The following is a 23103-nucleotide window of genomic DNA, read 5'->3' as shown; positions in this document are numbered from 1 at the left end:
GCGATAGCCTTGGGGCGGGCCCGCCTGCGGTGCTATAGTTCGCCGCTGATCCGGCCCGGGTGGGGCGTGTGTGCCTTCACGATGAGGGCAGGCGTCCATTGGACGAGGCTGTATTGCAAGGAGTCTAGATGAGTGTGGATAGCGCCTACGCGGTCGAGTTGAAGGGGGTTACCTTCAAGCGCGGTTCGCGCAGCATTTTCAGTAATGTCGACATCCGCATCCCGCGCGGAAAGGTCACTGGCATCATGGGGCCATCGGGGTGCGGCAAGACCACCCTGTTGCGCCTGATGGGCGCCCAGCTGCGCCCCGCCAGCGGCGAAGTGTGGGTGGCCGGGCAGAATTTGCCGACGCTGTCGCGCAGTGATCTGTTCGATGCACGCAAGCAGATGGGCGTGCTGTTTCAGAGCGGTGCATTGTTCACCGACCTCGACGTGTTCGAGAACGTTGCCTTCCCGCTGCGGGTGCACACCGAGCTGTCGGAAGAGATGATCCGCGACATCGTCCTGATGAAACTGCAGGCCGTTGGCCTGCGCGGCGCCATCGATCTGATGCCCGACGAACTCTCCGGCGGCATGAAACGGCGGGTGGCGTTGGCGCGGGCGATTGCCCTGGACCCGCAGATTCTCATGTACGACGAGCCATTCGTCGGCCAGGACCCTATCGCGATGGGTGTTCTGGTGCGTTTGATCCGTCTGCTCAACGATGCCTTGGGCATTACCAGTATCGTCGTGTCGCACGACCTGGCGGAAACCGCGAGCATCGCCGACTACATCTATGTAGTGGGTGATGGCCAGGTGCTGGGTCAGGGCTCTCCGGACGAGCTGATGGGCTCGGACAATCCGCGCATCCGCCAATTCATGAAGGGCGATCCGGACGGACCGGTACCTTTCCATTTTCCTGCGCCTGACTACCGCGCCGATCTGCTGGGGACGCGTTGATGCGCCGAAGATCCTTACTTGAACGCGTACGCCTGCTCGGTCGCTCGGCCATCGATGTAGTGGCAGTACTGGGTCGTTCGTGCCTGTTCCTGGGCCACGCCCTGGTCGGCCGCGGCGGGCTTGGCGGTGGCTTCCAGTTGCTGGTCAAGCAGCTTTATTCGGTCGGCGTACTGTCGCTGGCGATCATTGTCGTCTCCGGCATGTTCATCGGCATGGTGCTGGCCCTGCAGGGCTACAGCATCCTCACCAAATACGGCTCCGAGCAAGCGGTCGGGCAGATGGTTGCTCTGACGCTGTTGCGCGAACTCGGCCCGGTCGTCACCGCGCTGCTGTTTGCCGGTCGCGCGGGCTCTGCGTTGACTGCCGAAATCGGCAACATGAAGTCCACCGAGCAGTTGTCGAGCCTGGAAATGATCGGCGTCGACCCACTCAAGTACATCGTTGCACCGCGGCTGTGGGCCGGCTTCATTTCGCTGCCGCTGCTGGCGCTGATGTTCAGCGTGGTGGGGATCTGGGGTGGCTCGTGGGTGGCAGTCGACTGGCTGGGTGTCTACGAAGGCTCGTTCTGGGCCAACATGCAGAACAGTGTTTCATTCACCGATGACGTGCTCAACGGCCTGGTCAAAAGCCTGGTGTTTGCCTTCGTCGTGACCTGGATTGCCGTTTTCCAGGGGTATGACTGTGAGCCCACTTCAGAGGGGATCAGCCGTGCCACCACCAAGACCGTGGTCTATGCCTCGTTGGCAGTGCTGGGTCTGGACTTTATTCTGACCGCCTTGATGTTTGGAGATTTCTGATGCAAAACCGCACCCTGGAAATCGGTGTCGGCCTGTTCCTCCTGGCCGGGATCCTGGCGTTGCTGCTGCTGGCCCTGCGTGTCAGCGGGCTATCGGCCAGCCCGACCAGCGATACCTATAAAGTTTACGCGTACTTCGACAATATCGCCGGTTTGACGGTCAGAGCTAAAGTGACCATGGCCGGTGTGACCATCGGCAAGGTCACGGCCATCGATCTGGATCGCGATTCCTACACCGGTCGGGTCACGCTGCAACTGGACAAGAACGTCGATAATCTGCCGGTCGACTCCACTGCATCGATCTTGACCGCCGGGTTGCTCGGCGAGAAGTACATCGGTATCAGCGTGGGTGGTGAGGATCAGGTGCTCAAAGATGACAGCACCATCCATGACACCCAGTCTGCCCTGGTACTGGAAGATCTGATTGGCAAGTTCCTGCTCAATACTGTTGGCAAAGAACCGAAAGAAGCCAACCCAGCTAATTAAGGAGTTTCCATGATCTCGATCCTGCGACGCGGTTTGCTGGTCCTGCTGGCGGCTTTCCCCCTGCTGACCACCGCTGCACCTGGGCAAACCGCCCGGGAAGTGATTCAGACCACTACCAATCAGTTGCTCAGCGACCTCAAGGCCAACAAGCAGCAATACAAGGCTGACCCGCAGGCGTTCTACGATGCTCTCAACAGCAACCTCGGCCCGGTGGTCGACGCTGATGGCATCTCCAAGAGCATCATGACCGTCAAGTATTCGCGCAAGGCTACGCCTGCGCAGATGCAGCGCTTCCAGGAGAACTTCAAGCGCAGCTTGATGCAGTTCTATGGCAATGCCTTGCTCGAGTACAACAACCAGGGCATCACCCTCGACCCTGCCAAGGGCGATGAAGGTGATCGCACCAGCGTGGGCATGAAGGTCACCGGTACCAATGGTTCGGTTTACCCGGTGCAATACACCATGGTCAAACTGGACGGCGAGTGGAAGGTGCGTAACGTCATCGTCAACGGCATCAACATCGGCAAGCTGTTCCGTGACCAGTTCGCCGACGCCATGTCGCGCAATGGCAATAACCTGGACAAGACCATCGACGGCTGGGCAGGTGAAGTGGCCAAGGCCAAGCAAACCGCCGACAGCTCGCCGGAGAAGGCAGTCAAATGAGTGAAACCAGCGTAAGCATGGCCGAGCCGGGCGTGCTGCGTCTGGCCGGCGTGCTGGACTTTCGCACGGGCCCAGCCCTGCGCAAGCAGGGCAAGGCACTGATTGCCGCCTGTGGTAAGCAGCAGGTAATGCTGGACTGCTCGGCGGTAGTCAAGTCGAGCAGTGTCGGCTTGTCGCTGCTGCTGGCGTTCATGCGTGATGCGCAGGCCGCGGGCAAGTCCTGGGCACTGCGTGGCATGCCTGACGACATGCGTGAAATCGCCGAGGTCTATGACCTCGACGAAGTGTTGGCGGGCTGATTGCCCGGCAAGGTGAAAAGGCCCCTCGGTCAGCGTGTCCATTCATGGGCTTCGCAGGCGAGGGGCTTTTTTGTATGATGGCCGACCCGCGCGCACAGGGCGCCGATTGAGGTTGAGCATGCAGGCCGTAGAAGTTAAGAGCTTCCTTGAAGCGAAATTGCCCGGAACCCGGGTCGAAGTTGAAGGCGAAGGCTGCAACTTCCAGTTGAACGTGATCAGCGACGAGCTGGCGGGGCAGAGCCCGGTAAAGCGTCAACAGGCGATCTATGCTCACCTGAATCCGTGGATTGCCGATGGCAGTATCCACGCGGTAACCATGAAATTTTTCAGCAGCGCAGCCTGGGCTGAGCGCACCTGAGCCAACTTGGCGGCGAGATCCTAATGGACAAACTGATTATTACTGGCGGCCCTCGTCTCGATGGCGAGATCCGCATTTCCGGGGCAAAGAACGCTGCCCTGCCGATCCTTGCAGCAACGCTGCTGTGCGATGGTCCAGTGACCGTCGGCAACCTGCCGCATCTGCACGACATCACCACCATGATCGAGCTGTTCGGGCGCATGGGCATCGAGCCTGTAATCGACGAGAAGCTGGCAGTCGAAATCGATCCGCGTGCAATCAAGACACTGGTTGCGCCGTACGAGCTGGTCAAGACCATGCGCGCCTCGATTCTGGTACTGGGGCCGATGGTTGCCCGCTTCGGCGAGGCTGAAGTTGCCCTGCCTGGCGGTTGCGCGATCGGTTCGCGTCCGGTTGACCTGCACATCCGCGGCCTGGAAGCCATGGGTGCAACAATCGAAGTCGAAGGCGGCTACATCAAGGCCAAGGCGCCTGAAGGCGGCCTGCGCGGTGCGCACTTCTTCTTCGACACGGTGAGCGTGACCGGCACCGAAAACATCATGATGGCTGCTGCTCTGGCCCGCGGCCGCAGCGTTCTGCAGAACGCCGCGCGCGAACCGGAAGTAGTCGACCTGGCCAACTTCCTGATCGCCATGGGCGCCAACGTCCAGGGCGCAGGCACCGACACCATCACCATCGATGGCGTCGAGCGTCTGCACTCGGCTCACTACCGGGTCATGCCTGACCGTATCGAAACCGGCACTTACCTGGTGGCAGCTGCTGTCACTGGCGGTCGGGTCAAGGTCAAGGACACCGATCCGACCATCCTTGAAGCAGTACTCGAGAAGCTCAAGGAAGCCGGCGCCGATATCACGACCGGCGAAGACTGGATCGAGCTGAACATGCATGGCAAGCGGCCCAAAGCCGTCAACCTGCGCACCGCTCCGTATCCGGCGTTCCCGACCGACATGCAGGCCCAGTTCATCTCGCTCAACGCCATTGCCGAAGGCACTGGTGCAGTGATCGAGACGATCTTCGAAAACCGCTTCATGCATGTTTATGAAATGCACCGCATGGGCGCGCACATCCAGGTCGAAGGCAACACTGCCATCGTTACCGGGGTCAAGACCCTCAAGGGCGCGCCAGTGATGGCCACCGACCTGCGTGCCTCGGCCAGCCTGGTGTTGTCGGCTCTGGTTGCCGAGGGCGACACCCTGATCGACCGCATCTACCACATAGACCGTGGTTACGAGTGCATCGAAGAGAAGCTGCAAATGCTCGGCGCGAAGATCCGCCGCGTACCGGGCTAACCTGCCCAGGCGCAAGGACGCGCCAACGAATTCAATGCAGCCGGGCTTTGCTCCCGGCTGCTGTAGCCGCTTAAGGACCGACGTTTGCCATGTTGACCATCGCGCTATCCAAAGGCCGCATTCTCGACGATACCCTGCCGTTGCTGGCCGAAGCCGGTATCGTGCCCACCGAGAACCCGGACAAGAGCCGCAAGCTGATCATCCCCACGACTCAGGATGACGTGCGCCTGCTGATCGTGCGCGCCACCGACGTGCCGACCTATGTCGAGCATGGGGCGGCCGACCTCGGTGTGGCTGGCAAGGACGTGCTCATGGAGTACGGCGGCCAGGGCCTGTATGAGCCGCTGGACCTGCAGATCGCCTGCTGCAAGCTGATGACCGCCGGTGTTGTCGGCGCACCCGAGCCTAAGGGCCGTCTGCGTGTGGCCACCAAGTTCGTCAATGTTGCCAAGCGTTACTATGCCGAACAGGGCCGTCAGGTCGACATCATCAAGCTGTACGGCTCGATGGAACTGGCACCGCTGATCAACCTCGCCGACAAGATCATCGACGTGGTCGACACCGGCAATACCCTGCGTGCCAACGGCCTCGAGCCGCAAGAGCTGATCGCCATGGTCAGCTCGCGTCTGGTAGTGAACAAGGCTTCGATGAAGATGCAGCATGCGCGCATCCAGAGCCTGATCGACACCCTGCGCCAAGCGGTCGAGTCGCGACACCGCGGTTGACTCCTGCGCACGACCTTCGCTGTCGTGCCCGTCTATCCGCGCCATAGCCAATTTTCTCAGGTGCCCGCGCGGATCGACTGGTAGCCTAGGGCGCCTGAGCATTCGCTACTATTCGAGGCCCTCGCCATGACCGTGTCCACTGCAATTGCCCGTCTCAACGCCGCTGATCCGGATTTCGCCCGACATCTGGATCATCTGCTGAGCTGGGAGAGTGTGTCCGATGACGCGGTCAACCAGCGCGTGCTCGACATCATCAAAGCCGTCCGTGAGCGCGGAGATGCCGCCTTGGTCGAGTTCACCCAGCGTTTCGATGGCGTGCAGGCGACCTCCATCAACGATCTGATTCTTGACCGTGACCGGCTGGAGCTTGCGCTTACGCGGATTACCGCGAGCCAGCGTGAAGCCCTGGAAAAAGCCGCCGAGCGCGTGCGCAGCTACCACGAGCGGCAGAAGCAGGACTCCTGGCAGTACACTGAAGCAGACGGCACCGTGCTTGGCCAGAAGGTCACGCCACTGGACCGCGCTGGCTTGTACGTTCCCGGCGGCAAAGCATCCTATCCGTCGTCGGTGTTGATGAACGCGATTCCGGCCAAGGTTGCCGGGGTTGGCGAAGTAGTCATGGTGGTGCCGACGCCGCGTGGCGAGCTCAACGAGTTGGTGCTCGCGGCGGCCTGCATCGCCGGGGTTGACCGGGTGTTCACGGTCGGCGGCGCTCAGGCCGTGGCTGCGCTTGCCTACGGCACCGAGAGCGTGCCGCAGGTCGACAAGATCGTCGGCCCGGGCAATATCTATGTGGCCACCGCCAAGCGCCATGTGTTCGGTCAGGTCGGCATCGACATGATCGCCGGCCCGTCGGAAATCCTGGTGGTCTGCGACGGCCAGACCGATCCGGACTGGATCGCCATGGACCTGTTCTCCCAGGCCGAGCACGATGAAGATGCCCAAGCCATTCTGGTCAGCCCGGATGCGGAGTTTCTGGATCGGGTGGCGGCCAGCATCGACAAGCTGATGCCGACCTTGGAGCGCGCCGAGATCATCGAGAAGTCGATCAATGGCCGTGGTGCACTGATCCACGTGCGCGACATGCAGCAGGCCATCGAAGTGGCCAACCGGATCGCTCCGGAGCACCTTGAACTGTCGGTTGCCGACCCGCAGGCCTGGCTGCCGCAGATCCGCCACGCCGGTGCGATCTTCATGGGCCGTCACACCAGCGAGGCGCTGGGCGATTACTGCGCAGGCCCCAACCACGTCCTGCCGACCTCCGGCACTGCGCGCTTCTCGTCGCCGCTGGGTGTGTATGACTTCCAGAAACGCTCGTCGATCATCTTCTGTTCCGAGCAGGGCGCTTCCGAGCTCGGCCACACCGCATCGGTGCTGGCCCGTGGCGAATCGCTGACGGCCCACGCCCGCAGCGCCGAATACCGTATCCGCACCACTGCCGAGGGCAACTAAACATGAGTCGATTCTGGAGCCCATTCGTCAAGAACCTGGTGCCTTACGTACCCGGCGAGCAGCCCAAGCTGACCCGCCTGATCAAGCTCAACACCAATGAAAACCCCTATGGCCCGTCGCCCAAGGCGCTGGAGGCCATGCGTGGGGAGCTGAACGACAACCTGCGGCTGTACCCGGACCCTAACAGTGACCGGCTCAAGCAGGCTGTTGCCGAGTATTACGGGGTGAGCAGCGGCCAGGTGTTTGTCGGCAATGGCTCGGACGAGGTACTTGCGCACATTTTCCATGGCCTGTTCCAGCACGGCGCGCCGCTGCTGTTCCCTGATGTGAGCTACAGCTTCTATCCTGTGTACTGCGGCCTGTACGGCATTCCGTTCGAGCAGATCGCCCTGGACGAGCAGTTCCAGATCCGCGTCGAAGATTATGCCAAGCCCAACGGCGGCATCATCTTCCCCAACCCGAACGCGCCTACGGGTTGCCTGTTGGCGCTGGAGGCGATCGAGCAGTTGCTGCAGGCCAACCCTGACTCGGTGGTGGTGGTAGACGAAGCCTACATCGACTTCGGCGGCCAGACGGCGATCAGCCTGGTCGACCGTTACGACAACCTGCTGGTCACCCAGACCTTGTCCAAGTCGCGCTCGCTGGCCGGCCTGCGGGTAGGCTTGGCGGTCGGCCACCCGGACCTGATCGATGCGCTGGAGCGGATCAAGAACAGCTTCAACTCGTATCCGCTCGACCGCATGGCGATCGTCGGCGCCGCTGTAGCGTTCGAGGACCGCGAGTACTTCGACGAGACCTGTCGCCAGGTCATCGACAGCCGCGAGGCCTTGGTCGCGCAGCTGCAGGCCAAGGGTTTCGAGGTGCTGCCGTCAGCGGCCAACTTCATCTTTGCCCGCCACCCGCAGCACGATGCTGCCGAGCTTGCGGCGCGCCTGCGCGAGCAAGGGGTGATCGTGCGTCACTTCAAACAAGCGCGAGTTGCCCAGTTCCTGCGCATCACCATCGGTACGCCGCAGATGAACCAGGCGCTGGTCGATGCCCTGGGCTGAGTAAGCCAGGCGGCCCGGCCCTCACTTGCGAGGGCCGGCTTTGCTCATCGGACTTGATGACGATCGCCAACAGCAACAGCGTCAGTACCACCAGCCCGATGACGATACCCATGGCTATGTGATTACGCATTCACGTCCAGCCCTGTAAAAAAGCGCTACAGCCTCCCAAAGCCGCACCGCAGCCGCAACTGACAAAAATGCCAAGTGGCGGCAGGCCAGCTTTCAGTTACAATCCGATAATTCATAGGATGATTGGTTGAGTTGGCTGTGACATGGGAAACGAACTGATCAAGCGTTCGCTGGTTGAGCTGGCGGTCGAGCAATTGCGCCGGCGTATCGTCGAGGGCAGTTGGAAAGTAGGTGAGCGCCTGCCGACCGAGCCAGAGCTGGCCGCCGAGCTGGGCATCAGCCGCAATACCGTACGCGAGGCCATGCGCGTGCTTGCTTTCAGCGGCCTGGTCGAAGTCCGCCAGGGTGATGGCAGCTACCTGCGTACCGCGCAGGATCCGCTCCACGCGATCCAGGCCATGGCCCGCTGCACGCCCGAACAGGCGCGCGAGACCCGCCACATTCTCGAGGCTGAAGCTATTGGTCTGGCAGCCCTGCGGCGCACCGAGCAGGACCTGCTGGAGCTACGCGCAGCCCTTGCCGGCAGCGCCGAGCACTATCACGCCGACCTCGATACCTATGTGCACTGCGATCTGCTGTTCCACCAGCGCCTGGTCGATGCCGCGCACAATCCTGCCTTGAGCGAGCTGTACCGATACTTCTCCGGTGTGGTGGCCGCTGCCCTGGAACGCAACATGAGCGCGCTGCCGCGCTGCCAGGCGGTGTTCGATCTGCACGGAGAGATTCTCGATGCGGTTGAACAACGCGATCCGGAACGGGCAAAGCGTCTGTGCCGGGCCCTTATCGAATCCTGACTGCGAGACCATCATGGCTGACCAACTGACCCGCTCTGCGCCTGTGCGTGAGACCGAACTGGATGAACTGCTGATCGATGCCGAGGCCGATGACGAACAGGTGCAGCAGCCGCCAGCCATTCACCGGCCCTGGCTGTTGCTGTTGGGGCTGGTGCTGGTTGCGCTGAATCTGCGGCCGGCCTTGTCGAGCATGGCGCCAGTACTCGGCCAGGTTGCCGAGAGCCTGGGCCTGAGTGCTGCGCAGTCGGGCCTGCTGACGACCTTGCCGGTGCTGTGCCTGGGTTTGTTTGCGCCACTGGCGCCGTTGCTGGCACGCCGCTTCGGCAGTGAGCGGGTGGTATTGGGCATTCTCTTCACGTTGGCCCTGGGGATTGTCCTGCGCAGTACGTTCGGCGCGACCGGCGTATTTCTCGGCAGCCTGCTGGCGGGGGCGAGTATCGGCGTCATTGGCGTGCTCTTGCCCGGTATCGTCAAGCGCGACTTTCCCAAGCATGCCGGGACTTTGACCGGTGTCTACACCATGGCCTTGTGCCTGGGTGCAGCGCTGGCCGCTGGCGCCACCGTGCCGCTGAGCCACGCCTTGGGCGACAGCTGGGCGCTCGGTCTGGGCTTCTGGATGCTGCCGGCGCTGCTGGCGATGCTGGTGTGGTTGCCGCAGGCGAAGCAGCGGCATGCCGGGCACAAGGTCGCTTATCGCGTGCGTGGCCTGTGGCGTGACCCGCTGGCGTGGCAAGTGACGCTGTACATGGGCTTGCAGTCGTCGCTGGCGTATATCGTGTTTGGCTGGCTGCCGTCGATTCTGATTGGCCGTGGCCTGAGCCCCACCGAAGCAGGGCTGGTGTTGTCCGGTTCGGTCATCGTGCAGCTGATCAGCGCGCTGAGTGCGCCGTGGCTGGCGACCCGCGGCAAGGATCAGCGGCTGGCGATTGTGCTGGTCATGCTGGTAACACTGGTGGGTTTGTTTGGCTGCTTGTACGCGCCGTTGGGTGGGCTGTGGGGCTGGGCGGTATTGCTTGGGCTGGGGCAGGGCGGCACTTTCGCCCTGGCGCTGACCCTGATCGTGCTGCGCTCCAAAGATGCCCACGTGGCCGCCAATCTGTCGAGCATGGCTCAAGGCGTCGGTTACACCCTGGCGTCGATGGGACCCTTTGCCGTTGGCGTGGTGCATGATCTGACGGGCGGCTGGGCTGCCTTGGGGTGGATCTTTGCCGTGATCGGTGGCGGTGCCATCCTGTTTGGCCTCAAGGCCGGCCGGGCGCTGCATGTACAGGTGACCTGTGAGCGTATCCAAGGCTGAGCAGGGCCTGGCATTCACCTGGCAAATGAGCGTGGCAATCCCTGGCGTCTGGCTTTATCGTGCCGCTGTTGACCCAGACCATGGATGCCACGCATGAGCGACACCTCACACGCCCTGATTACCCGCTTCTACCAGGCGTTCCAGCGTCTGGATGCCGAGGCCATGATCGCCTGTTACAGCGCGGACATCGTCTTCACTGACCCGGTCTTCGGTACCTTGCGCGATCAGGAGGCGGGCGACATGTGGCGCATGCTCACCTCGCGCGCGCAAAACTTCAGCCTGACCTTCGATCAAGTGCGTGCCGAGCCAGGCGGCGCCAGCGCGCGTTGGGTGGCAACCTATCTGTTCAGCCAGACCGGGCGTACCGTGATCAACGATATCCGCGCACGGTTCGTGATCGAGGACGGTCTGATCACCGAACACCATGACAACTTCGACCTGTGGCGCTGGTCGCGCCAGGCATTGGGCATGCCTGGCGTGCTGCTGGGTTGGACGCCGCTGCTGCAGAACAAGGTGCGTCAGCAAGCGCGCAAGGGCTTGCAGGCGTTTACCGGAGCCCGTTGAGCTGGTCTAGTCTGCACCAACCGCCTGTTCCTCCGGGTGGTAGCTGAATCGAGCAGTGGCCGCGCTGGCGAGGTCCAGGCGAATGATTGGAATCACCGAGCCATTGGTACGTTGCCAGTCGCTCTGGTCTGCTTGCGCCTGCTGCAGTGCGTTGTACTTGCCGTCGATGTAGAAAAAAGCCTTGATCGGCAGTCGGTGCGACTCGGCCTCATCCCACGCTGCGATGATCACCTCGTTCCAAGGAAACGGCAGCTCGGCGGCGTAGTCGCGTTGGGTGACGATGGCCTGGTAGAAAGCATCGGCGCGCTCGGGAATGCGCTGGTCGCGCACATCGAAGGCGCACTGACGTTTGTAATCGCTACTGCTGCGGTAGTTCTCGATCCAGTCGGCGGCGGTGAGGATGCCTTGTTTGTGGCAGGCCATCTCGGTCTGCGCAGTCTGCGCGTTATCGCCGCAACCTTGCTCGTTACGCTCCCAGGAATCGCCATCGGTTGGCCAGGCGCAGAGCACCTGATAGCGCAGTGACAGGCCCGGGCGCTGCATCAATGGGTACAGGATCAGCCCGCTGCGGGCATCTTCGGCGAGGTTTGAGGTGGTAATGTCGGCGCGCAGGTACGAGAACGAAACGCCTCCCTTGGCCTTGCTGTTCTGGCTATGATCCCAGGTGTGATAATCCGGCGAAGGCCGGGTCGAGCGCAGCAGCACGCCGGAGCAGGCGTGCGCAGGCTCGGCGCTGCCACCGCAGTTGCTGACGACATTGTCGTAGTTGTCCTGGAGGCGTTGTGCGGTCTGCGGGCCGATATCAGCGTGAGCTACCTTGGCGCCCACGCCGAAGGTAGCGAGCAGCGCTGCGGCGAAGATTTTCTTGGACATGATGAAGCCCTGTTTATGTGGGGCTCATCAAGCTAATGCCGGGCAGGAGCAAAGTCGTGAGTGAACAAGTTCCGCCTCGGGCGGAAAAACCCTGGTACGTATACCTGGTGCGCGCGCTGAATGGCTCGCTGTACTGCGGTATCAGTGATGATCCGCAGCGCCGCTTCAAAGTGCACCAGCAGGGGCGTGGTGCGCGCTATTTCAAGACCAGCCCGGCGCAGGCGCTGGTCTATGTCGAAGCCTGGCCAGACCGCTCCGAGGCGTTGCGTCAGGAGCGGCTGGTGAAGAAGCTGCGCAAGTCGGCCAAGGAAGCCTTGGTCGCTTCCTGGTCTGGTTTTACTCAGCCCGACGCTTGAGCTGATCGATCAGCTGGGTTGGCAGGCCCTTGATGATCAAGGTGCCGGCTTCTTCGTCATACTCCACTTTTGACCCGAGCAAGTGCGCCTCGAAGCTGATCGACAAGCCTTCGGCACGGCCGGTGAAGCGGCGGAACTGGTTCAGCGTGCGTTTGTCCGCCGGGATCTCTGGCGACAGGCCGTAGTCCTTGTTGCGGATGTGATCGTAGAACGCCTTGGGCCGCTCTTCGTCGATCAGGCTGGAGAGCTCTTCAAGGCCGACCGGCTCGCCCATCTTGGTCTGGCTGGTGGCGTAGTCGACAAGCGTCTGGGTCTTCTCGCGCGCGGACTCTTCCGGCAGGTCTTCGCTCTCGACGAAATCACTGAACGCCTTGAGCAGGGTGCGTGTTTCGCCGGGGCCGTCGACGCCTTCCTGGCAGCCGATGAAGTCGCGGAAATACTCCGAGACCTTCTTGCCGTTCTTGCCCTTGATGAACGAGATGTACTGTTTGGAGTTGAGGTTGTTCTTCCACTCCGACAGGTTGATCCGTGCGGCCAGGTGCAACTGCCCCAGGTCTAGGTGGCGCGAGGGCGTTACGTCGAGCTCGGCGTTCACGGCCACGCCGTCACTGTGGTGCAGCAGGGCAATCGCCATGTACTCGGTCATGCCTTGCTGGTAATGGGCGAACAGCACGTGGCCGCCGGTGGAGAGGTTTGACTCTTCCATCAGCTTTTGCAGGTGCTCGACGGCGGTGCGACTGAAGGCGGTGAAGCCTTGCTCGTCGTTCAGGTACTGCTTGAGCCAGCCACTGAACGGGTAGGCACCGGACTCACCATGGAAGTACCCCCAGGCCTTGCCCTGCTTGGCGTTGTAGTTGTCGTTGAGGTCGGCCAGGAGGTTTTCGATGGCATCCGATGCGGCCAGCTCGTTGTCCCGTGCGTGGAGCACGGCGGGGCTGCCATCGGGCTTCTTGTCGATCAGGTGGACGATGCAATGACGGATAGGCATGGAAAATCTCGGCAGTAGCTGGAGCGCGGTTTGCGAGTACTCGCGGGGCGCTGGGCAAAGTGGCTAAGTTTAACCCAGACCACCAGAGATGCACTGGCCAGAAGTTGGCACAAATAGCGGTTGCTGGTTTTTTGTTCAATTTTTGCCAATTTATGTGAAAAGCCCCGAATTACCTGCATTAAATCGGCCCCGACAGCGGATATTTATCCGGTCCTGTGATACTTTTCGCGGTCTTGCGCTGCATCAATGGCGCATCGCTGGCAGATCACTTGCGTTATGTCGAACCAAACGCCGATTTGTGTATCTACATACGCAATTGGCGCGGCCCGCCGGAATTACCGGGCTGGCCCGATACCGACGTAGCATGCTGCATAACCTCTGAATTTTTTAGGGAAGGAACACCACCATGGCATTGACCAAAGACCAACTGATTGCCGACATCGCCGAAGCAATCGACGCGCCAAAAACCACCGCTCGTAACGCCCTGGAGCAACTTGGCCAGATCGTTGCCGACCAACTGGAAAACGGCGCCGAAATCACTCTGCCAGGCATCGGCAAGCTGAAAGTCTCGGAGCGTCCTGCCCGTACCGGCCGCAACCCTTCGACTGGCGCTGCCATCGAAATCGCTGCCAAGAAAGTCGTCAAGTTCGTACCTGCGAAAGTGCTGACCGACGCCGTCAACAAGTAATTGTCGACGCTTCGATAAACCGCGCCCGGCTTGCCGGGCGCGGTTTTTTTACGCCTGCGATTTGCCCTGGCGCTGCGCATGCCAGGCTTTGCGCGCAGCTGCGTCGTGGAAGCTCCAGGCAACCACGCGGCTCTGTTTCTGCCCTTGGCCCATTGCCAGCGTCTGTACTGCTACGGCGCCAGCCTTTTTCAGTGCGGCTTCGATCACCGGCAGGTTACTCGCCTTGGATACCAGGCTGGTGAACCACAGCACCTGCGGCGCGCAGGCGACGCTCTCGCTGATCAGCTGGCTGACGAAGCGGATTTCGCCGCCTTCACACCACAGCTCATTGTTTTGCCCGCCGAAGTTCAACACCGGCAGCTTGCGCTTGGGGTCTTGCTTGCCGAGGTTTTTCCATTTGCGCTGGCTGCCACGGGTAGCCTCGTCGCGCGAGCTGTGGAAGGGGGGGTTGCTCAGCGTCACATCGAATCGCTCGTCGGGCTGTAGCAGGCCGCTGAGGATGTGCTTGCTGTTGCTTTGCTGGCGCAGGGCAACGGCCTTGTTGAGGCCATTGGCCTGTACGATGGCTTTGGCCGAAGCCAGCGCCACCGGGTCGATATCCGAGCCGAGGAAGCTCCAGCGGTAGTCGCTGTGGCCGAGCAGGGGATAGATGCAATTGGCGCCGACGCCGACGTCCAGCGCGCGTACCTGAGGGCCGCGGGGGATTTCACCGCCGTTATCGGCAGCCAGCAGATCGGCGAGGACGTGCAGGTAATCGGCGCGGCCAGGGATCGGCGGGCACAGGTAGTCGGCCGGGATATCCCAGTGCTGGATACCGTACTGAGCCTTGAGCAGTGCGCGGTTGAACACGCGCACGGCTTCGGGGTTGGCGAAGTCGATGCTGGGGTTGCCGTAGGGGTTGGTGATGGTGAAACGGCCAAGGTCAGGGTGGGCCTTGATCAGGGCGGGGAAGTCGTAACGGCCCTGGTGGCGGTTTCTTGGGTGCAGGTTGGGTTTTGCGGTCATGGTCGGATCCGGTGTTGCAAGCCTTGGGGCCGCTTTGCGGCCCTTTCGCGACACAAGGCCGCTCCTACAGTAACCGCGTCAGTCTAGGTGAGCGCGGTCGGTGTAGGAGCGGCCTTGTGTCGCGAAACGAGGGCAAAGCCCTCGCCGCTCAGGTCAGCAATGTCGAGTTACAGCGCTGCAATCCGCGCATGCTGCTCGGTAAAGTTGGCCAGTGCCTGTTCGGCTTCGGCCAGCTTGGCGCGTTCCTTGTCGATCACCGCAGGCGGTGCCTTGTCGACAAAGGCAGCATTCGACAGTTTGCCGCCGACGCGCTGGACTTCGCCCTGCAGACGCTGGATTTCCTTGTTCAGGCGCGCCAACTCGGCATCCTTGTCGATCAGCCCAGCCATCGGCACGAGCACCTGCAGATCACCCACCAGTGCGGTCGCCGACAACGGCGCTTCGTCGGCTTCACCGAGCACGGTGAACGACTCGACCTTGGCCAGCTTTTTCAGCAATGGTTCGTTTTCCCGCAGGCGGCGCTGGTCTTCGCCACCGGCGTTCTTGAGGAACAGCGGCAGCGGTTTGCCCGGGCCGATGTTCATCTCGGCGCGGATGTTGCGCAGGCCGTTCATCAGCTGTTGCAGCCATTCGATATCGCCTTCGGCAACGGTATCGATACGGCTCTCGTTGGCCACCGGCCACGGTTGCAGCATGATCGTCTTGCCGCTGACGCCGGCCAGCGGCGCGATGCGCTGCCAGATCTCTTCGGTGATGAAGGGCATGAACGGATGCGCCAGGCGCAGTGCCACTTCAAGTACCCGCACCAGCGTGCGACGCGTGCCACGGGCGCGCTCGATCGGGGCGTTTTCGTCCCACAGGACCGGCTTGGACAGCTCCAGGTACCAGTCGCAATACTGGTTCCAGATGAACTCGTAGAGCGCCTGGCTGGCCAGGTCGAAGCGGAACTGCTCCAACTGACGGGTCACTTCGGCTTCGGTGCGCTGCAGCTGCGAGATAATCCAGCGATCAGCCAGCGACAGCTCGTAGGCTTCGCCGTTCTGGCCGCAGTCTTCGCCCTTGTCCAGCACGTAGCGCGCGGCGTTCCAGATCTTGTTGCAGAAGTTGCGATAGCCTTCGACGCGGCCCATGTCGAACTTGATGTCGCGACCGGTCGAGGCCAGCGAGCAGAAGGTGAAGCGCAAGGCATCGGTGCCGTAGCTGGCGATGCCTTCCGGGAACTCGGCCTTGGTCTGCTTGGCGATCTTCTCGGCAAGTTTTGGCTGCATCATGCCGCTGGTGCGTTTTTCCAGCAGGGCATCGAGAGTGATACCGTCGACGATGTCCAGCGGGTCAAGCACGTTGCCCTTGGACTTGGACATCTTCTGGCCTTGGCCATCACGCACCAGGCCGTGCACATAGACAGTCTTGAACGGTACCTGCGGGGTGCCGTCCTCGTTCTTCACCAGGTGCATGGTCAGCATGATCATCCGGGCAACCCAGAAGAAGATGATGTCGAAACCGGTGACCAGCACGTCGGTGGAGTGGAATTTCTTCAGGAACTCGGTTTGCTCGGGCCAGCCGAGAGTGGAGAAGGTCCACAGCCCCGAGCTGAACCAGGTATCCAGCACGTCGTCGTCCTGACGCAGCACTATGTCGCTGCCCAGTTGATGCTTGGCGCGGACTTCGGCTTCGTTGCGGCCAACGTAGACCTGGCCGGCTTCGTCGTACCAGGCCGGGATGCGGTGGCCCCACCACAGCTGACGGCTGATGCACCAGTCCTGGATGTCGCGCATCCACGAGAAGTACATGTTTTCGTACTGCTTGGGCACGAACTGGATACGGCCGTCTTCAACGGCCGCAATCGCAGGCTCGGCCAGCGGCTTGGTCGACACGTACCACTGGTCGGTCAGCCACGGCTCGATGATGGTCCCGGAGCGGTCGCCCTTGGGCACCTTCAGGGCGTGGTCATCGACGCTGACCAGCAAGCCCTGGGCATCCAGGTCGGCAACGATCTGCTTGCGCGCGACAAAGCGGTCGAGGCCGGCGTATTGCGCAGGCAGGCTGGCGTCGAGCTGATCGTTGAGGCTGCCGTCGAGGTTGAACGCCTGGGCGTTGGCCAGCACCAGCGCATTCTTGTCGAAGATGTTCAGCAGCGGCAGGTTGTGACGCTTGCCGACTTCATAGTCGTTGAAGTCGTGGGCCGGGGTGATCTTCACGCAGCCGGTGCCGAACTCGGGATCGCAGTAGTCGTCGGCGATGATCGGGATAAGGCGCCCGACCAGCGGCAGTTTAACGAACTTGCCGATCAGCGCCTGATAGCGCTCGTCGCTCGGGTTGACCGCAACCGCCGCGTCACCCAGCAGGGTTTCCGGGCGAGTGGTGGCAACTACCAGGTAGTCCTTGCCATCAGCGGTGGTGGCGCCATCGGCCAGCGGGTAGCGCAGGTTCCACAGGTGGCCCTTCTCGTCGTGGTTTTCCACTTCAAGGTCGGAGATCGCCGTGTGCAGCTTGGTGTCCCAGTTGACCAGGCGCTTGCCGCGGTAGATCAGGCCGTCTTCATGCAGACGCACGAAGGCTTCCTTGACCGCATCGGACAAGCCGTCATCCATGGTGAAGCGCTCGCGGCTCCAGTCGACCGACGAGCCCAGACGGCGGATCTGCCGGCTGATGTTGCCGCCGGACTGTTCCTTCCATTCCCAGACCTTGTCGAGGAACTGTTCGCGGCCCAGATCGTGGCGGCTCTGGCCTTTGGCCTCGAGCTGACGCTCTACCAGCATCTGCGTGGCGATACCGGCGTGGTCGGTGCCCGGCTGCCACAGGGTGTCGCGACCCTGCATGCGGCGGAAGCGGATCAGGGCATCCATGATCGCGTTGTTGAAACCATGGCCCATGTGCAGGCTGCCGGTCACGTTTGGCGGCGGGATCATGATGGTGTAGGACTCGCCTGCACCTTGTGGGGCGAAGTAGTTCTCGGACTCCCAGGTGTTGTACCAGGAAGTTTCAATGGCGTGCGGCTGGTAGGTCTTATCCATGCGCGGCGGGACCCTTAGGCATTAATTCGGGAAAGCCGAGCAGTATAACGGAGCGGCTGGTTGCACGCGACAGGCGCCTGAGTCGATCGCGGCGAGTGCTGCGTGCAGACTTCGCCAGCCGCCGCTACGCGGCACTGCGGGCTGTGCGGTTACTCGGGGCGCTTGAGCAGGCGCTCCATTCGGGCATCGAGACGGCGTTTGATTTCGGTCTCGATGTGCGGGGTGTAGTCGTTGATGACGTCCTGCATGATCAACTGCGCAGCAGCGCGCAGCTCGGCGTCCAGCCGCAGCAAGGTGTCCTGGCGGCGCGCCTGGGCAGCGTTGTCGTCCTCGGCTTCGATTTCGGCCACGGGCGTCGGCGCACGGTTGCCTTGCGGCTCGTCGAGCACCAGCGGGATTTGCTCGACGGTATCGGTCAGCAGCGGCGGTTGCAGGTTGTCGTCGCCCAGCAGCACCCGAATCGACTCGAGATCATCCAGCAGGTGGGCGGAGGTAGGCAGAGAAGAAGGCTTGTCCATCGTCGTTAAAGTCGCTGTAGGCGGTGATTGTGCAGAGCATAGCCCTGTTCCCGGTAGAAACGGAACCGTTCTCGGGCCGCCTCGCGAATCGCTGGCGCCTCGACGACGATTTCCGCTACACGCTGGAAGTTGCCGACAAAGCCTGGCACTTCGCCGCCAAGGTTGATCAGCAGGTCGGCATGGCTGCCGGCATCGTTGCCCAGGCCCAGCACCACCACGGCGTTGGCATCGACCTCGGCCAGATCGTGGGGCACGAAGGCTTCGCCCTTGAACTGCCACAGGCGTTGGTCGAGCTGAGCGCGCTGGTCGGCATCCTCGCAATGCAGGTACACCTGATGGCCCAGCCGCCAGGCTTTCTCGCACAGCTTGCAGGCAAAATCCAACCGTGCGTCGAGGGCGTCGGTGGGCAGCACATAGAAGTCTACTTGGCTCATGATTCAGTCCGTTGGCGGCAGCCCCTGCGGACTGCCGCCGTGCCCGGTCAGGCGTTGGCGCGGTCGAGCAGATACTGGGTCAGCATCGGCACCGGGCGGCCAGTGGCGCCCTTGTCCTTGCCGCCGCTGATCCAGGCGGTGCCGGCGATGTCCAGGTGGGCCCAGTTGTAGGCCTTGGCAAAGCGCGACAGGAAGCAGGCGGCGGTGATGGTGCCGGCCTTTGGCCCGCCGATGTTGGCGATGTCGGCGAACGGGCTGTCGAGCTGCTCCTGATACTCATCGAACAGTGGCAGCTGCCAGGCGCGGTCGTCGGCGCGCTTGCCGGCGTCGAGCAGTTGCCCGAGCAGTTCGTCGTTGTTGCCGAGCATGCCGGTGGTGTGGCTGCCTAGAGCGACGATGCAGGCGCCGGTGAGGGTGGCGATGTCGATCACCGCCTGCGGCTTGAAGCGCTCGGCGTAGGTCAGGGCGTCACACAGCACCAGACGGCCTTCGGCGTCGGTGTTGAGGATTTCGACGGTTTGCCCGCTCATGGTGGTGACGATGTCGCCCGGGCGAGTGGCATTGCCGCTCGGCATGTTCTCGGCACAGGCGAGGATGCACACCAGGTTGATCGGCAGCTTCAGTTCAAGCACGGCGCGCAGGGTGCCGAACACGCTGGCGGCGCCGCACATGTCGTACTTCATTTCATCCATGCCGGCGCCCGGCTTGAGGCTGATGCCGCCGGTGTCGAAGGTGATGCCTTTACCGACCAGGACATAGGGTTTTTCGTTTTTTTTGCCGCCCTGGTACTGCATGACGATCAAGCGTGGCGGCTGCTCGCTGCCCTGGCCGACCGCATAGAAGGCACCCATGCCCAGTTCTTTGATTTTTTTCTCGTCGAACACTTCGACCTTGAGGCCCTTATGCGTCTTGCCCAGCTCCTTGGCCTGTTCAGCCAGGAACACCGGGTGGCACAGGTTAGGCGGCAGGTTGCCGAGGTCGCGAGTGAAGGCCATGCCGCTGGCAATCGCGGTAGCGTGCTGCACGGCGCGTTCGACTTCGGCCAAGCCAGCCTTGTCGGCCAGCAGGGTGATTTTCTTCAGGGCGCGCGGCTCGGCTTTCTGGCTCTTGAAGCGGTCGAACACGTACTCGCCATCGAGCAGGCTTTCAGCCAGCAGGCGGTATTTGCCGTAATGACCTTCGCGACCGGTGATGGCGATATCGTCCAGCGCCAGCACGGCATCGCTGCCACCGAGGTTTTTCAGCACGGCGGCGACAGCGTTGGCCACCTTGCGCCAGCTGCGGTCGCCAAGGTCATCCTTGCCGCTGCCGACCAGCAGCACGCGCTCGGCCTTCAAGCCGGCTACACCGTGCAGGAGCAGGGTCTGGCCCGGCTTGCCGGCCAGGTCGCCGCGCTTGAGCACGGCGCTGATGGCGCCGTTGCTGGCTTCGTCGACAGCCTTGGCGATTTCACCGAGCTTGCGCCCTTCGCCAACGGCCAGTACCAAAGTTGCGGTTTTCACCGATGCAGCAGCTACGCTCTTTACAACCAGTTCCATGTACGGGTCCCCGAATGGTCAGTCAGATAGCGCATGGGCTTTCGTCAGCCCTGGATACGCTCGATGCGAGCCTGGCCGCATACTCGCGTGCCAGCAGGAAAGCTGCCAGTTTGAGCCTCGCGCAAGCGTGCTGACAACCCCGATGTCTGCGCTGATGCGTAGCCAAGTGACAGGCGAGGGCAATCACAGGATAATGCGCGCACTTTACATGGAGGTTCGCCCCTGGCGAACCGGCATTGGTCTTGGCTGTCTGAAGCCATTGTTTGGCGTCCGCCCCTGACAACCCAGGAGTGTCTGGTTTGATCGTCTTTCGTTATTTGTCCCGCGAGGTCCTGCTGACCTTGAGCGCCGTCAGCGCTGTGCTGCTGGTGATCATCATGAGCGGGCGTTTCATCAAATACCTGGCGCAGGCCGCACAGGGGGTTCTTGACCCGAGCGTGCTGTTCCTGATCATGGGCTTCCGGCTGCCGGGTTTCCTGCAGTTGATCCTGCCATTGGGGCTGTTCCTGGGTATCTTGCTGGCTTATGGCCGGCTGTACCTGGAAAGCGAAATGACCGTGCTGTCTGCCACCGGCATGAGCCAGCAGCGTCTGCTCGCCATGACCTTGGCACCGGCTGCGCTGGTGGCACTGCTGGTGGCCTGGCTGAGCCTGAGCCTGGCCCCGCAGGGCGTCGCGCAGGTCCAGCAGATCATCTCTCAGCAGGATGCGCTGACCGAGTTCGATACCTTGGTGCCTGGGCGTTTCCAGACCTTGCGTGACGGCTCGCGGGTGACCTACACCGAGCAACTGTCGGACGACCGCGTCAACCTCAGTGGCGTGTTCATCTCCGAGAAGCGCTTCAACCAGGACAAGACCAAGGACCGCGCGCCTTCGGTACTGGTGGCTGAAAAGGGCCACCAGGAAGTACAGGCCGACGGCAACCGCTATCTGGTGCTGGAAAACGGCTACCGCTACGACGGTAACCCCGGCCAGGCCGATTACCGTGCGATCAAGTACGACACTTATGGCGTCTTGCTGCCCAAGCCTGAAGTCAGCGAAGAAGTCACCGAGCGTGAAGCCATCCCGACTTCCGAGCTGTTCGGCCAGACGGGCCTGCGTGAGCGCGCCGAGCTGCAATGGCGCTTGTCGCTGCCGCTGCTGGTATTCATCGTGACCTTGATGGCGGTGCCGCTGTCGCGGGTCAACCCACGCCAAGGGCGCTTCCTCAAGCTGTTGCCGGCGATTCTTCTCTACATGGCTTACCTGACAATGCTGATTTCCGTACGCGGCGCCCTCGAGAAGGGCAAGCTGCCAATCGCCCTGGGCATGTGGTGGGTGCATGGGTTGTTCCTGCTCATCGGCCTGGGCCTGATGTACTGGGAACCGATGCGCCTGAAACAGGCTGCACGGCGCGCGGAGGTGACCCGTGGCCAAGCTTGATCGTTATATCGGCATGAGCGTGCTGGTGGCCATTCTGGCGGTCCTCGGCATCATTCTCGGGCTGGCTTCGCTGTTTGCCTTCATCGATGAGATGGGTGACCTGAGCGACACCTACAGCGTGCTCGACGCCAGTTACTTCGTGTTACTGACCGCGCCGCGGCGGCTATACGAGATGCTGCCGATGGCGGCCTTGATCGGCTGTCTGATTGGTCTTGGCAGCCTGGCCAGCAGCAGCGAGCTGACCATCATGCGTGCGGCGGGCGTGTCCATCGGGCGCATCGTCTGGGCAGTGATGAAACCGATGCTGGTACTGATGCTGGTTGGTCTGTTGATCGGCGAATACATCGCGCCGGTGACGGAGAACAAGGGGCAGGCCGAGCGGTCGCTTGCTCAGGGTGGCGGTGAGGCGCAGAGCTCCAAGCGCGGTATGTGGCACCGGCAGGGTGATGAGTATGTGCACATCAACTCGGTGCAGCCCAATGGCTTGTTGTTGGGTGTGACCCGTTATCGCTTTGATGCCGAGCGCAAGATCATCACCTCGAGCTTTGCTCGTCGTGCTACCTACAGCACTGATCATTGGCAGCTGAATGACGTCACTACTACGCACTTTCGCGGGGATCACACTGAGGTGATCAAGGCGCCGGAAGAGCGTTGGGATGTGTCGGTTACGCCTGAGCTGCTCAATACCGTGGTGTTGGCGCCTGAGTCGCTGTCGATTACCGGGTTGTGGGATTACATCCATTACCTGGCTGATCAGGGGCTGAACAATGCGCGTTACTGGTTGGCGTTCTGGGGCAAGGTGCTGCAACCGGTGGTGACGGCGGCGCTGGTGTTGATGGCGATCTCGTTTATCTTTGGGCCGTTGCGGTCGGTGACCTTGGGGCAGCGGGTGTTTACCGGTGTGCTGGTTGGGTTTACCTTCAAGATTGCTCAGGATTTGCTGGGGCCTTCTAGTCAGGTGTTTGGCTTCCCGCCGTTGTTGGCGGTGCTGTTGCCGGCGGGGATTTGTGCGTTGGCTGGGGTTTGGTTGCTGCGTCGGGCGGGGTGACCGGGGCGGTCCGGGCTATATTTGGGCTGTTCGCGCTCAATGGGAGCTTATCCGGAGTTTTTGGTGGCTGATCGGGCCCCTTTCGCCTTTACGGCGAGTTACTTTTTTGGCAAACGCCCCAAAAACGTAACCAAAAAAGGGCTTGGCTCCACATCCGGCCCCTTCGCTGCGCTGCGGGGTTCCCTCGCTCCGGTCTTGCTCCCGGGAGGACCGCGCTGTACGGCCCATCCTGGGCCGCAGCGCTTGCCGGCCATCCATGGCCGGCACCTCCCTCCGCAAGACCTGCGCTCGGCCTACTGAGTCGCCGGTAGATCAAGATCAAAAGCAGATCAAGATCAAGGGCACGCCTCGCTACGCCGGCGCAGAGCGTGAGTGGCGTGG

24 protein-coding genes are annotated in these 23103 nt (G+C 62.0%); 17 read left to right on the top strand and 7 right to left on the bottom strand.

Annotation, left to right across the window (positions count from 1 at the left end):
- Positions 1-128: 128 nt before the first annotated feature.
- From FW789_RS09625 to FW789_RS09565, 13 genes are all read left to right on the top strand, one after another.
- Positions 129-938: an ATP-binding cassette domain-containing protein gene (locus FW789_RS09625; RefSeq protein ID WP_207072456.1), complete on the top strand. Its 810-nt coding sequence runs from the start codon at positions 129-131 to the stop codon at positions 936-938.
- Positions 938-1735, top strand: coding sequence for a lipid asymmetry maintenance ABC transporter permease subunit MlaE (gene mlaE, locus FW789_RS09620; protein WP_101316871.1), 798 nt, complete (start codon positions 938-940; stop codon positions 1733-1735). The genes FW789_RS09625 and mlaE overlap by 1 nt, the downstream gene beginning before the upstream one ends.
- Entirely contained in the window at positions 1735-2220 is a 486-nt protein-coding gene (mlaD, locus tag FW789_RS09615) for an outer membrane lipid asymmetry maintenance protein MlaD (RefSeq protein WP_101316874.1), read from the top strand. Before mlaE ends, mlaD begins: the two co-directional genes overlap by 1 nt.
- A 9-nt stretch (positions 2221-2229) precedes the next feature.
- On the top strand, positions 2230-2883 hold the full coding sequence (locus FW789_RS09610) for an MlaC/ttg2D family ABC transporter substrate-binding protein (RefSeq protein WP_207072457.1): 654 nt from the start codon (positions 2230-2232) through the stop codon (positions 2881-2883).
- Positions 2880-3182, top strand: coding sequence for an STAS domain-containing protein (locus tag FW789_RS09605; protein ID WP_103436184.1), 303 nt, complete (start codon positions 2880-2882; stop codon positions 3180-3182). The genes FW789_RS09610 and FW789_RS09605 overlap by 4 nt, the downstream gene beginning before the upstream one ends.
- A 118-nt stretch (positions 3183-3300) precedes the next feature.
- On the top strand, positions 3301-3540 hold the full coding sequence (locus tag FW789_RS09600) for a BolA family protein (RefSeq protein ID WP_101316880.1): 240 nt from the start codon (positions 3301-3303) through the stop codon (positions 3538-3540).
- 23 nt (positions 3541-3563) lie between these two features.
- A complete protein-coding gene (gene murA, locus FW789_RS09595; protein WP_103436185.1) occupies positions 3564-4829 on the top strand; it encodes a UDP-N-acetylglucosamine 1-carboxyvinyltransferase in 1266 nt (421 codons plus the stop codon).
- A gap of 89 nt (positions 4830-4918) precedes the next feature.
- Positions 4919-5554 (top strand): ATP phosphoribosyltransferase, encoded by a 636-nt coding sequence (gene hisG / locus FW789_RS09590; protein WP_101316884.1) that lies wholly within the window; start codon positions 4919-4921, stop codon positions 5552-5554.
- A 126-nt stretch (positions 5555-5680) separates the two neighbouring features.
- Positions 5681-7006 carry a histidinol dehydrogenase gene (hisD, locus tag FW789_RS09585; RefSeq protein WP_103436186.1) on the top strand — a complete coding sequence of 442 codons (1326 nt, stop codon included), beginning with the start codon at positions 5681-5683 and terminating at the stop codon, positions 7004-7006.
- 2 nt (positions 7007-7008) lie between these two features.
- Positions 7009-8055 carry a histidinol-phosphate transaminase gene (gene hisC, locus FW789_RS09580; RefSeq protein WP_446431374.1) on the top strand — a complete coding sequence of 349 codons (1047 nt, stop codon included), beginning with the start codon at positions 7009-7011 and terminating at the stop codon, positions 8053-8055.
- 272 nt (positions 8056-8327) lie between these two features.
- Positions 8328-8978, top strand: coding sequence for a FadR/GntR family transcriptional regulator (locus tag FW789_RS09575; protein WP_101316890.1), 651 nt, complete (start codon positions 8328-8330; stop codon positions 8976-8978).
- 13 nt (positions 8979-8991) lie between these two features.
- A complete protein-coding gene (locus tag FW789_RS09570; protein WP_446431373.1) occupies positions 8992-10275 on the top strand; it encodes a CynX/NimT family MFS transporter in 1284 nt (427 codons plus the stop codon).
- Positions 10276-10368: 93 nt separating this feature from the next.
- Complete coding sequence (locus tag FW789_RS09565; protein WP_186697502.1) at positions 10369-10839, top strand: nuclear transport factor 2 family protein; 471 nt, start codon at positions 10369-10371, stop codon at positions 10837-10839.
- A gap of 6 nt (positions 10840-10845) precedes the next feature.
- On the opposite strand, the gene FW789_RS09560 is transcribed toward FW789_RS09565, so the two are convergent.
- Positions 10846-11712, bottom strand: coding sequence for a hypothetical protein (locus tag FW789_RS09560; RefSeq protein WP_446431372.1), 867 nt, complete (start codon positions 11710-11712; stop codon positions 10846-10848).
- Between the two features lie 56 nt (positions 11713-11768).
- On the opposite strand from FW789_RS09560, the gene FW789_RS09555 reads away from it, so the two are divergent.
- Positions 11769-12068, top strand: a complete 300-nt coding sequence (locus tag FW789_RS09555; RefSeq protein WP_103436191.1) for a GIY-YIG nuclease family protein — start codon at positions 11769-11771, stop codon at positions 12066-12068.
- Here the strand turns inward: FW789_RS09555 and yejK are convergent.
- A complete protein-coding gene (gene yejK / locus FW789_RS09550) occupies positions 12049-13056 on the bottom strand; it encodes a nucleoid-associated protein YejK (protein ID WP_446431371.1) in 1008 nt (335 codons plus the stop codon). The two genes, FW789_RS09555 and yejK, sit on opposite strands and share 20 nt — an antisense overlap.
- Before the next feature lie 406 nt (positions 13057-13462).
- Between yejK and FW789_RS09545 the strand changes: the two genes are divergently transcribed.
- Entirely contained in the window at positions 13463-13744 is a 282-nt protein-coding gene (locus FW789_RS09545) for an HU family DNA-binding protein (RefSeq protein ID WP_029613585.1), read from the top strand.
- Positions 13745-13792: 48 nt separating this feature from the next.
- On the opposite strand, the gene rlmF is transcribed toward FW789_RS09545, so the two are convergent.
- The 5 genes from rlmF to FW789_RS09520 form a co-directional block, all read right to left on the bottom strand.
- The gene (rlmF, locus tag FW789_RS09540; RefSeq protein ID WP_103436193.1) at positions 13793-14749 is read right to left on the bottom strand and encodes a 23S rRNA (adenine(1618)-N(6))-methyltransferase RlmF; all 957 of its coding nucleotides are present in this window, start codon (positions 14747-14749) and stop codon (positions 13793-13795) included.
- Between the two features lie 167 nt (positions 14750-14916).
- Positions 14917-17763 carry a valine--tRNA ligase gene (locus FW789_RS09535; protein ID WP_207072462.1) on the bottom strand — a complete coding sequence of 949 codons (2847 nt, stop codon included), beginning with the start codon at positions 17761-17763 and terminating at the stop codon, positions 14917-14919.
- Between the two features lie 149 nt (positions 17764-17912).
- Positions 17913-18281 (bottom strand): DNA polymerase III subunit chi, encoded by a 369-nt coding sequence (locus FW789_RS09530; RefSeq protein WP_103436195.1) that lies wholly within the window; start codon positions 18279-18281, stop codon positions 17913-17915.
- Positions 18282-18286: 5 nt separating this feature from the next.
- On the bottom strand, positions 18287-18715 hold the full coding sequence (locus FW789_RS09525; protein ID WP_103436196.1) for a DNA polymerase III subunit chi: 429 nt from the start codon (positions 18713-18715) through the stop codon (positions 18287-18289).
- A 47-nt stretch (positions 18716-18762) separates the two neighbouring features.
- Complete coding sequence (locus FW789_RS09520; RefSeq protein WP_446431370.1) at positions 18763-20253, bottom strand: leucyl aminopeptidase; 1491 nt, start codon at positions 20251-20253, stop codon at positions 18763-18765.
- 299 nt (positions 20254-20552) lie between these two features.
- On the opposite strand from FW789_RS09520, the gene lptF reads away from it, so the two are divergent.
- Positions 20553-21674, top strand: a complete 1122-nt coding sequence (gene lptF / locus FW789_RS09515) for an LPS export ABC transporter permease LptF (RefSeq protein WP_103436198.1) — start codon at positions 20553-20555, stop codon at positions 21672-21674.
- Positions 21661-22722, top strand: coding sequence for an LPS export ABC transporter permease LptG (gene lptG, locus FW789_RS09510; RefSeq protein ID WP_101316912.1), 1062 nt, complete (start codon positions 21661-21663; stop codon positions 22720-22722). The genes lptF and lptG overlap by 14 nt, the downstream gene beginning before the upstream one ends.
- Positions 22723-23103: the final 381 nt, after the last annotated feature.

Source organism: Pseudomonas sp. 1121_17, assembly GCF_052850745.1.
Note: the sequence above shows the minus strand (reverse complement) of the source record. Positions and strands in the feature narration are given on the sequence as shown.